This window comes from Methanococcoides seepicolus (assembly GCF_023684405.1).
GTDB classification, from domain to species: domain Archaea; phylum Halobacteriota; class Methanosarcinia; order Methanosarcinales; family Methanosarcinaceae; genus Methanococcoides; species Methanococcoides seepicolus.
The window spans coordinates 1-9,942 of sequence record NZ_JAGSOI010000076.1; the positions used below are offsets into that span (position 1 = coordinate 1).

Sequence of the window (9,942 nt, forward strand, 5' to 3'; positions counted from 1 at the left end):
AGCTACATTTCTACTGTTAAGAAGAATCAACTTTCTGTGATGAAAGCTATTCAAGATGCAATCGATGGAAAGCCATTTGTTCCAACGATTGTTTGATTTTAGGGTTGCAAATTAATTTTTTGTATTAGAGTTGATACAGGATTGACGATAATTAGGCTGAATAGTTACCAATTTTATACTATTGCATGGAGTATTTTTGTCCAAATAAATATGATACGTTCTTTATGCTTACAGGACAGACCATTGGTAGTGTCCTTTTTGCGTTGGTAATAATTGTTTTGATAGCTTTTATTCTAGTATTATTTAGAAAAGTTAATAAGTAACATTGGGGAAATTCATCATGAAACGATTTAGAAAAATATACCGTCTAGTGCCTCTTATAATAGCACTTTATCATGCATATCAGCTATGGTTCTGTGATATTTTCAGTCCATTGTTGCTATACCTTACATTGATATCTGTGATATTAATTGGTTCAATAGACGCACTCATTAAAAGAAAACAATTCACAGGAAACCAAATTAAGCAAGTATCATCTAAAGTGTAATATGATTGCGATCTTTGTTCTGGGTGTATCTTTCGTATGGGCAGTTCTGAATTATGATCCGGAGTGATGACCTGTTATTCGTATACTCTAAAGTGGTGTTAAAATAAACAAAAATATAATTTTAGTAGTAATCTCCCTGTTCGTGCTGGTAATTCTTGCGGGTTTTACTTCATTGATCGATTTCCATAATTCTGGTCTTAAGGAACCACCTATTGCAGATTTGGGTTATGAAAATCTGTTCATTGAAGCTCATGCTCCAGATGTTTTAGATAAATACCCTGTTTATAAGGTGCTGAATGAGAGTGTTCTCCATGAAGAAAACTTTAATCGGTTTCGGATTCGAAGTTCAGTCCCAGATGAAAAAGAAGCAAAAGAACTGGCAAATGCCTATTTGATCTCGATCGATGAATTGCCTTATGATTCTTACATTGATAGGGTGGAAACAGTGCAGATTGAATATCTTAATCATGAAACCGGCTCATTGGATCTGGAAAGAGCTGAACCTATGTTTGTGGAAGTCTCATACAGTCGTCTCATCGATGGTTATCCGGTGGTGGGTCCGGGAGATTCGATTACCGTGTGTTTTGGTGATGATGGAGAAGTTCTGTATTTCTTCAAGAACTGGAGGGAGTTAGAGAGGTCGGGAGATGTGGCGATAGTTCCTGTTGAGGTGGCTATTAAAAGATTGAACGATGGAAACGGTGTTCTAAGTTCTGCAAATGTTTCAGGATCGATAACTTATGTGGATGAGATACAGGTCGGATACTTCTCGGATATTTCCGGTGCAGATCAGGAATTTTACTACCCAGTGTGGGTCTTTAGAGGAATTGATAATTGTGGAAATCCTGCCGAAAAATATGTTAGTGCGACAGAAGAGATATATCAGCAAGCGGTTGGGATGGGGAGCGAATGTTCAATGGAACCCTTTTCTTATTCGATCGATGAGGATGAACTGATAGTTTGAACATCTTCCTTCCCTGTCTCGATGCCTTTAAAAACAAATCCCCCATATTTATCCCACGATGCTTTCAACTTTCAACGATGCCCTCAACTCAGACCGCTTCATTGTGACCGCAGAGGTGGCACCTACAAAGGGTACTGCCATCTCGGCTACACTTGAGGATGCAGAACTTATCAGGGGTCTGGTGGATGCCCTCAACATCACGGACAATCAGCGTGCAGTAATGCGCATGAGTCCTATCGCTGTCGGCAAACTACTGATGGATGCCGGACATGTTGTGATCGTGCAGCTTACCTGTCGTGACCGCAATCGTTTGGCATTACAATCTGATATTCTGGCGGCATCGGCTCTGGGTATTGAGAATCTCTGTGTGATGACCGGGGATTATACCACCAAAGGCGACCACGTGGGTGCAAAGGCTGTTTATGACCTGGATTCTGTGCAACTTCTCTCCCTTATCACCAAGATGATGGGTGGGTCTGATATGGCAGGCAATGAACTTGCAGGTGCTCCGTCCTTTACTGTTGGTGCGGTGTCCAACACTGATGTGACAAAACGGATGCAGATGCTCAAGCTTAAGAAAAAGATAAATGCCGGTGCCCGGTTCATTCAGACACAGGCGGTCTATGACGTTGAAAGTTTTAACGATTTTAGTGATCTTATGGATCAAATGGATCCGAACGTTCCGGTCATGGCCGGTATAATTCCTCTCAGGTCTGCCGCAATGGCACATTTTATGAACAATAACATTCCTGGAATACGGGTCGGGGATGAACTTATAAAGCGCATGGAAAATGCAAAGGACCCGATACAGGAAGGGCTTGAGATCGCTGCAGAAAGTATCCGTGAACTTCGGGATATGTGCAGGGGCATTCATCTTATGCCTATCGGCGGTCATGGCAATACACAAAGGCTTCTTGAGATGGCAGGCCTCTATTATAGATAATACATAAAAACGATTTTAAGAGTCGAATACTATGAGACCCACACAGGTAGAATACGCAAAGAACGGTACGCTGACCCCGGAAATGGAATATGTGGCCGAACACGAGTCCATTTATGTGGAAACTGTAATGTCAAGGGTTGCAGATGGCAGCCTCGTGATAATGGTTCGCGATGGCTGTCCTCCGGTAGCTATCGGAAAAGGGGCTAAGACGAAGATAAATGTCAATCTCGGAACCTCTTCTGCAAGCATCGACCCTGATGCTGAACTGGAAAAAGTGAAGATCGCGGAAAAATACGGTGCAGATACGATAACGGACCTGTCAATGGGTGGCGATATTTCTGACATTAGAAAAATGGTCTTTGATAACACCACTTTACCGATCACAACCGTTCCGGTCTACCAGGCAGTTGTTGAATGTGGGATGAAAGATACATCCGGTGACGATGTCCTTTCCTATCTTAAGAAGCAGGTCGATGAAGGTGTAAGTTCGGTCGTGGTCCATTGTGTAGAAAAGCAGATACTTGAGAAGCTCAAAGGTACAGGGCGTATCATGGGGATGGTCTCAAAGGGCGGTTCTTTCACCAGTGTTCTGATGTTGAAGGACGGCTGTGAGAATCCTTACCTTGAGAATTTCGATGAGGTCCTTTCTATACTGAAGAAGAACGATGTCGTTCTCTCCCTTGGGAACACGATGCGTAGCGGTTGCGTTCATGATGTGTGTGATAATCCGCAGATGATGGAGATCAGGAAGAACGCAAAACTTGCAGAACAGGCTAATGAGGCTGGTGTCCAGGTAATCATTGAAGGCATGGGCGGTCATGTGCAGGCAAATGATATTGTCCCCCACATTCAGGCTCACCGCTCCCTTTCCAATTACCCTCTCTTTGTGGCAGGTCCGTTGCCGACTGATGTCGGTATGGGGTATGACCACATCTCCGGGGCAGTTGGTGCGAGCATTGCAAGTGGCAATGGTGCTGATTATCTTTGCTACATAACTCCGGCAGAACATCTATCCCTTCCGACACCTGAACAGGTGCGTGAAGGCCTTATTGCTTTTAAGATCGCGGCACATATAGGCGATTCCATGAAATACGGTCTCGATGAGCGGGATAAATTGCTTGCTGACAGGCGTGCCAATTTCGATTGGGAAGGGCAGATGGAACTGGCACTTGATCCTGATAGGCCTAAGGGGATGTGTCCTATGACAGGTCCTTGTTCCATGTGTGGCGAATACTGTGCCATCAAGATAATGGCTGATTATTTGTCAGAAGGTGTCTGAATTGGTGTTAGAGCTCCCCTCGATGCAGATGGTCGGTATCAGAACTTCCCTCATTAGGGCAGGTGACGATATCGTGGAAATTCTATGCGAAGCGTTCGAAAAGCATGGGGTATTTCTGGAAGATTGCGATATCCTGGTTCTTGCCGAATCCGCGGTAGCGACTGCAGAAGGCAGGTTGGTAAAGCTATCGACCGTAGTTCCGGGGAAAATTGCAAAGGAACTTGCAGGTAAATATTGTCTTGATCCCAGGGAGATGGAGCTCGTTCTTTGTGAATGCGATGAGATCATTGGGGGTGTGCCTGGGGCTGCTCTCACTTTGACCAATGGGACATTGTCCCCTAATGCAGGCATTGATGCTTCCAACGCCCCGGAAGGGCATGTTGTGCTTTTGCCTAAGGATGCTCAGAAAAGTGCTGCTTACATAAGGAAGGGCGTTGAAGAGTACTCTTCCTGCCATGTGGGTGTTATCATTGGAGATAGCCGCACCCAGCCTTTGCGTCTTGGTTGCATGGGGGTCGCACTTGGGACTTCCGGTATAGTTCCAGTTGAAGATGCACGTGGCTCACATGATCTTTTTGGGAAACCTCTTCATATAACACGCAAGGCGGTTGCGGATAATCTGGTATCTGCTGCTCAGCTTTTGATGGGCGAGGCAGATGAATGCATCCCATGTGTGCTGATTCGCGGAGCTCCTGTGGAAATGTGTGAAGGGTCTGAGGAGATGCCACTGTTCACGCCGGAAGAGTGCATGTATTACAGCAATATCAAAAGGACGTGAGAATACCTTTTGCCTCTTTCCATTCTCTCTTCTGAGAATGGTCTTCAAAAAAGATCTCGATCTTGCGGCTGTTCTGTTAGCGAGTGTCATAATTGATGTCAGTGTCACAATCAAAAGCTATTTATAGAATGCAACCAATGGTTTTGTACGAAGCGTGCAATACCGCTTACTTATATTTTTCAGTTACAAAGGTGATCTTCAATGAGCAATGTAATAGTAATGGATTTTACAGCAACGTGGTGTGGGCCTTGCCAGATACAGAAACCTATCCTTGAACAGCTCGAGGGTGAACTGGGGGACAAGGTCGAGTTCAAGATGGTCGATGTTGACCAGAACAATGCCCTTGCAGGCAAGTATGGCATTAGTGCAGTACCTACTCTCATCATTGAGAAAGATGGCGAAGTGGTAAAGCGATATACAGGTGTTACCAGTGCTGACGTACTTCGTGTAGAACTGAATGCTCTTATCTGAACTTCCTTTTCATTTATTCTTCCTCTATTTTTTCATTGTTTCTTCTTCTGACAACATGTAAATAACTTGAACTCGTCCATTGGCCAGAGGTATCATTTGAACAGATTTGCAGACATGGGAGTTCTGGCATTCCGCCAGAAGAATTCACGAGGGACGTTCAAACCCCATCTTGCCGTAAAATTTCGGGCAGATGATGGGAACCTTTGCACTTTTTCCATTGATTCGACACGTGTCCCTAAAAAACAGCCGCAACCGGACGCTTATCTCGTCACGCATGCTCATTCTGACCATAACGGCAAGTCTGCAATGCTCTCTGACATCTCAGTTTCCACGGAAAAGACCGCTAAAGCACTTGAGATACGCCATGAACGTGAGTTCAAGGGGCGTACGTTAGCATGTGGGGATTCCATTGATATCAATGGTGTGACCGTAAAGACCTATCAGACGGGACATACTGCAGGAGCGGTTGGCTTCTATTGGGTGAACGATGTGGGTACCCGTATTCTTGTCACCGGGGATGTTAAGGATCCTTCTGCACTGCCAAAATGTGACGTGCTGATAACTGAAGCGAACTATGGCGATCATTCTGACCCGTCCTGCCATTTCGAGGATGATATTGAAGGCTTTAGAAATGTGATGGAATGTGGTTCCCAGGTTGCTTTCGGTGCTTATGCATTTGGGAAGGCCCAGCGTGCGGTGGAGCTTTTGCGTGATATTGGTTACCATGGGACGATCGCAATGGAAGAAAAGTCACTGCTTCTGACACGCAGCCTTGTGGATAATGCGGGGGATATAGTGGCTATCGGGGAATGTGATGAGGGCGAGGTCTGCATCGTACCGCCGTGGGACCTTAAGAAGTTGCCTCATTCGATGAAAAAATATGTGCTGACAGGAAGGCTGGATTATAGCTACCCTGCCCTGCAGATAAGTGACCATCTTGATGCTAATGGCCTTGCCAAAATGGTGGAGGATATAGACCCTGAGCTGACAATTGTGTATCATCCTTCAGGAGAAAGGCCGGAAAAATTTGCTTCCTATCTAAATAGTGTAGGCAGAGAAGCTGTATCCCTTGATCAGGTCAGCAATGTTCTAAGTAATGAGTTTCTTTGATCTACTCTCTGCAGGAATAAACGTTTATATATGTTCTGATGATTATAACAACCAATCTTAGTAATTAACTCAGGAGAAGATGCCAATTGAAAAAGGAAAGCAAAGTGAAGTCGGATGGCACCAAAAAGGTAGTTCAGACTGACGCTCCTGCAGTGTCCACAAAGCCCGCTGCGATCAAAGTAAAAACTCCGGAAGAGCGCAAGGTAGCACATATACAGGGTATCATCAAGACTGCTGTTGCAGCATTCCTTGGTATGATCGCCGGTCTTGGTGCATTCCTCCAATTCGGTGCAGGTACCGAAACCAAATGGTATGCAGTGCTGGTCATTGTCGGTGTGTTGGCATATTATGCGCAGCGCTTCATCTATCCAGCTATCAATATAAACACGAAAGAGTTCGGACTAAAGGATTGGTTCTATGTCGAATTCATCGTTATCGACTTCTGCCTTGTGACATGGGTATTGCTGTTGAACTGACAGTATTCATGCTACTCTTTTTTTCTTTTGCGTACAGCTTATTAAATATCCCATTAACAACTTCAGTGATCCATCATGCGAATTGCAATATTGAATAAGGATAGGTGCCAGCCAAGGCGATGTAGCCACGAATGTGAGAAATACTGTCCTAGGGTCAGGACAGGATACGAGACGATCGTGTTCGGAGATGATGGTAAAGCCATCATATCTGAGGAACTATGTGTCGGCTGTGGTATCTGTGTCAACAAATGTCCTTTTAGCGCTATTATGATAATCGGTTTGCCTGAGGCTCTTGACAAGCCGACCCACAGGTATGGTCAGAACGGTTTTGCCCTTTATGGTTTGCCAACCCCTCAGGTGGGTAAGGTGACCGGTATTCTTGGTCCGAACGGTATTGGTAAGAGTACTTCAGTACAGATACTCTCAGGTGCTCTTGTTCCGAACTTCGGAGAAGAAAAAGGTGACTGGGACACAGTATTGGAACACTATGCCGGTACTGGGATGTATGACTATTTCAAGAATGTCATCGATGGCAAGATCAAAGTATCCCAGAAACCGCAGTATGTGGATATGATCCCTAAGGCTTTCAACGGCAAGACCCGTGATCTTCTTGAAGGTACCGACGAGCGCGGTGTAATGGATGAACTTGTCGAAAAGCTTGACCTGGGTCACATAATCAACCGAAATATAGGTGAGCTCAGTGGCGGAGAATTGCAGAGGGTAGCCATTGCCGCATGTGCTGCAAGGGATGCAGACTTTTACTTCTTTGATGAGATAAGTCCCTATCTGGATATCTACCAGCGTATCAATTCCTCAAAGCTTATACAGGAACTCGCAAAGGACAAGGCCGTTCTTGTTGTTGAGCACGACCTTGCAATTCTGGACATGCTCTCTGATGTCGTTCAGGTAGCATACGGTATGCCAAGCGGTTATGGTGTGATCACACATCCAAAGGGTGTCAGGATCGCCATCAACCAATATCTCAAGGGTTATCTGCCTGAAGAGAACGTGCGTGTCAGGCCGGATGCCATTACCTTTGAAGTGCATCCCCCACGTGTTGCAACTGACATTGCCACTCTTCTGGATTACAATGCTTTCTCCAAAAAGTACGGTGACGGTTTTTCACTTAAGTCCGATGGCGGTTCTTTAAAAGAAGGTGAAGTGATCGGAATTGTCGGTCCTAACGGTATTGGTAAGTCCACTTTTGTAAAGATACTTGCAGGAGAGGTTGAACCCGATGAGGGTGAGTTGGAATCGGAAGTTTCCATCTCCTATAAACCTCAGTACATCAAAGTGGATTCTTTCATGCAGGTACGACAGTTCTTAAGGAGCATCACCCGCAGGTTCGATACCAGCTATTATGAAGCTGAGATAATCAAGCCACTTCAGCTTGAGCCCCTCTTTGATAAAATGCTGAACGATCTGAGTGGCGGTGAGTTGCAGAGGGTTGCCATCGCAGCTTGTCTTTCAAAGGATGCTGATCTGTATATTCTCGATGAACCAAGTGCGCACCTTGACGTAGAGCAGCGTTCACTCGCAACAAAGGCGATAAAGAGATTTGCAGAAAATAATGGTAAGACCGCAATGGTCGTAGACCATGACATCTACATGATCGATATGCTCAGTGAACGCCTGATCGTTTTCGAAGGTGAACCGGCAGTCTTTGGTATAGCACATCCTCCCTCTTCAATGCAGGTTGGAATGAACAAATTCCTTTCAGACCTTGGTATCACTTTCAGAAGGGATGAGGATACTACAAGACCAAGGGTCAATAAAAAAGATTCACGTCTTGACAGAGAACAGAAAGCAAAAGGGGAATATTATTACTACAAGCTGGATGAGTGAATATCTCATCCTTTTTATTTCCATTATTTAATTCGATCTTTTTTTCTTCGAAAGGTACCATGTAAGGAATTCGGTATAGAGTATGATACCGATGATCGTGGACCATGTGAACAATAGCAGATGGTAATTGTTGATCGGTACGACCCCACCTGCAAGCCGTACATGCTCGGTTTTGGTCTCTATAAAAGACACAGTTGCATCCTTAGTACCTATGTTACGTATTTTTATCGAGACATCTACTTCTTCACCGGTGTAAATATCACTTAAACTAACATCCTTTTCAACTTCATGCAGACGCTTTATCATTATCTGAAAGTCCAAAGATTCCCTGATGTACCCAGATCTCTTCATACTGGATCTCAAAGGCAGAAACTGTCGTACACATTAAAAAAGGATACAATGCCTGTGAGGACAGGCCGGTTCAAATGCATCAGGCTTTTATGTGCTTCATACCGTTTAAATATACTGTTTATATTCCAACATTCATATACTGCTTTGCCTGTTTCATCTCTCAATAACATTTAATTATAGAACATTCATTACGTAAGCTATGCTAACAAAAAGGATCATTCCTTGTCTTGATGTTACACTTGATGCGGCAGGTGGGACCGTGGTCAAGGGCGTTGAATTCGTTGACCTGAAAAAAGCAGGTGACCCCGTGGATCTTGCAAAGCGCTATAATGAGCAGGGTGCAGATGAACTTGTTTTCCTTGATATTACCGCATCCCACGAAGGCCGTTCCACAATGATAGATGTCATCGAGCGGACCGCTGATGAGGTATTTATTCCTCTGACGGTCGGCGGAGGTATCAATTCTGTCGAGGATGTCAGGCAGATCCTCCGGGCAGGTGCTGACAAGGTATCCATCAATACAGCAGCAGTGAAGAACCCGGTATTTATTCGCGAGGCTTCTACGATCTTCGGTTCACAATGTATTGTAACAGCTATCGATTGCAGGCGTAACCTCGATGTCGAGAACAATCAGGACAAGACCATACTTGAGCTTGAGGATGGTACTCTTGCCTGGTATGAAGTGGTTATCTACGGTGGCAGGGAACCTACCGGACTGGATACTGTCCAGTGGGCGAAGAAGGTGGAAGAGCTCGGTTCAGGGGAGATCCTTCTGACGAGCATGAACCGTGACGGCACCTATGATGGTTTTGATATTCCTATTACAAAGAAGCTCTCTGAAGAACTTGATATTCCTATAATAGCTTCCGGTGGCGTGGGTAATCCTGAACACATGTACAAGGGATTCGTTGACGGCAAGGCCGATGCAGGACTTGCTGCAAGTATCTTCCACTTCGGAGAATATACTGTACGCGATGTAAAGGAAGCCCTCAAGGCAAAGAACATTCCGGTACGCCTTTATAGTTAAAACCCCAAATTATTAGACTAATTCGTTATATAGACTGTTCCATGGTTAGACCTGAGGGGATCTTTATTGAACGGCATATGACCGTTGAAGAGTTAGACAAGCAGATAAAATTAGAGAAGAATGCAACACTCCTGAAAAGACTATATTTCAT

10 protein-coding genes are annotated in these 9,942 nt (G+C 44.7%); 9 read left to right on the forward strand and 1 reads right to left on the reverse strand.

Annotated features, from left to right (window positions below; translation table 11 throughout):
• Positions 1 to 689: 689 nt before the first annotated feature.
• The 8 genes from KDK67_RS12625 (at position 690) to KDK67_RS12660 (ending at position 8,413) form a co-directional block, all read left to right on the forward strand.
• Positions 690 to 1,511: a hypothetical protein gene (locus KDK67_RS12625; protein WP_250869158.1), complete on the forward strand. Its 822-nt coding sequence runs from the start codon at positions 690 to 692 to the stop codon at positions 1,509 to 1,511.
• Positions 1,512 to 1,569: 58 nt separating this feature from the next.
• Positions 1,570 to 2,454 (forward strand): methylenetetrahydrofolate reductase, encoded by an 885-nt coding sequence (locus tag KDK67_RS12630; protein ID WP_250869160.1) that lies wholly within the window; start codon positions 1,570 to 1,572, stop codon positions 2,452 to 2,454.
• A gap of 31 nt (positions 2,455 to 2,485) precedes the next feature.
• Positions 2,486 to 3,733, forward strand: coding sequence for a phosphomethylpyrimidine synthase ThiC (gene thiC, locus KDK67_RS12635; protein WP_250869162.1), 1,248 nt, complete (start codon positions 2,486 to 2,488; stop codon positions 3,731 to 3,733).
• A gap of 22 nt (positions 3,734 to 3,755) precedes the next feature.
• Complete coding sequence (gene cofE / locus KDK67_RS12640; protein ID WP_250869169.1) at positions 3,756 to 4,511, forward strand: coenzyme F420-0:L-glutamate ligase; 756 nt, start codon at positions 3,756 to 3,758, stop codon at positions 4,509 to 4,511.
• A 201-nt stretch (positions 4,512 to 4,712) separates the two neighbouring features.
• Complete coding sequence (locus KDK67_RS12645; protein ID WP_250869164.1) at positions 4,713 to 4,982, forward strand: thioredoxin family protein; 270 nt, start codon at positions 4,713 to 4,715, stop codon at positions 4,980 to 4,982.
• A gap of 96 nt (positions 4,983 to 5,078) precedes the next feature.
• Positions 5,079 to 6,092: an MBL fold metallo-hydrolase gene (locus KDK67_RS12650; RefSeq protein WP_420846950.1), complete on the forward strand. Its 1,014-nt coding sequence runs from the start codon at positions 5,079 to 5,081 to the stop codon at positions 6,090 to 6,092.
• A gap of 86 nt (positions 6,093 to 6,178) precedes the next feature.
• Entirely contained in the window at positions 6,179 to 6,568 is a 390-nt protein-coding gene (locus KDK67_RS12655; protein ID WP_250869165.1) for an EMC6-like membrane protein, read from the forward strand.
• Between the two features lie 75 nt (positions 6,569 to 6,643).
• Positions 6,644 to 8,413: a ribosome biogenesis/translation initiation ATPase RLI gene (locus KDK67_RS12660; RefSeq protein WP_250869166.1), complete on the forward strand. Its 1,770-nt coding sequence runs from the start codon at positions 6,644 to 6,646 to the stop codon at positions 8,411 to 8,413.
• Positions 8,414 to 8,440: 27 nt separating this feature from the next.
• Here KDK67_RS12660 and KDK67_RS12665 read toward each other — a convergent pair whose 3' ends face one another.
• Positions 8,441 to 8,764, reverse strand: a complete 324-nt coding sequence (locus tag KDK67_RS12665) for a hypothetical protein (RefSeq protein ID WP_250869167.1) — start codon at positions 8,762 to 8,764, stop codon at positions 8,441 to 8,443.
• Positions 8,765 to 8,963: 199 nt separating this feature from the next.
• Between KDK67_RS12665 and hisF the strand changes: the two genes are divergently transcribed.
• Positions 8,964 to 9,791, forward strand: a complete 828-nt coding sequence (gene hisF, locus KDK67_RS12670; protein ID WP_250869168.1) for an imidazole glycerol phosphate synthase subunit HisF — start codon at positions 8,964 to 8,966, stop codon at positions 9,789 to 9,791.
• The last annotated feature ends 151 nt before the right edge of the window (positions 9,792 to 9,942 follow it).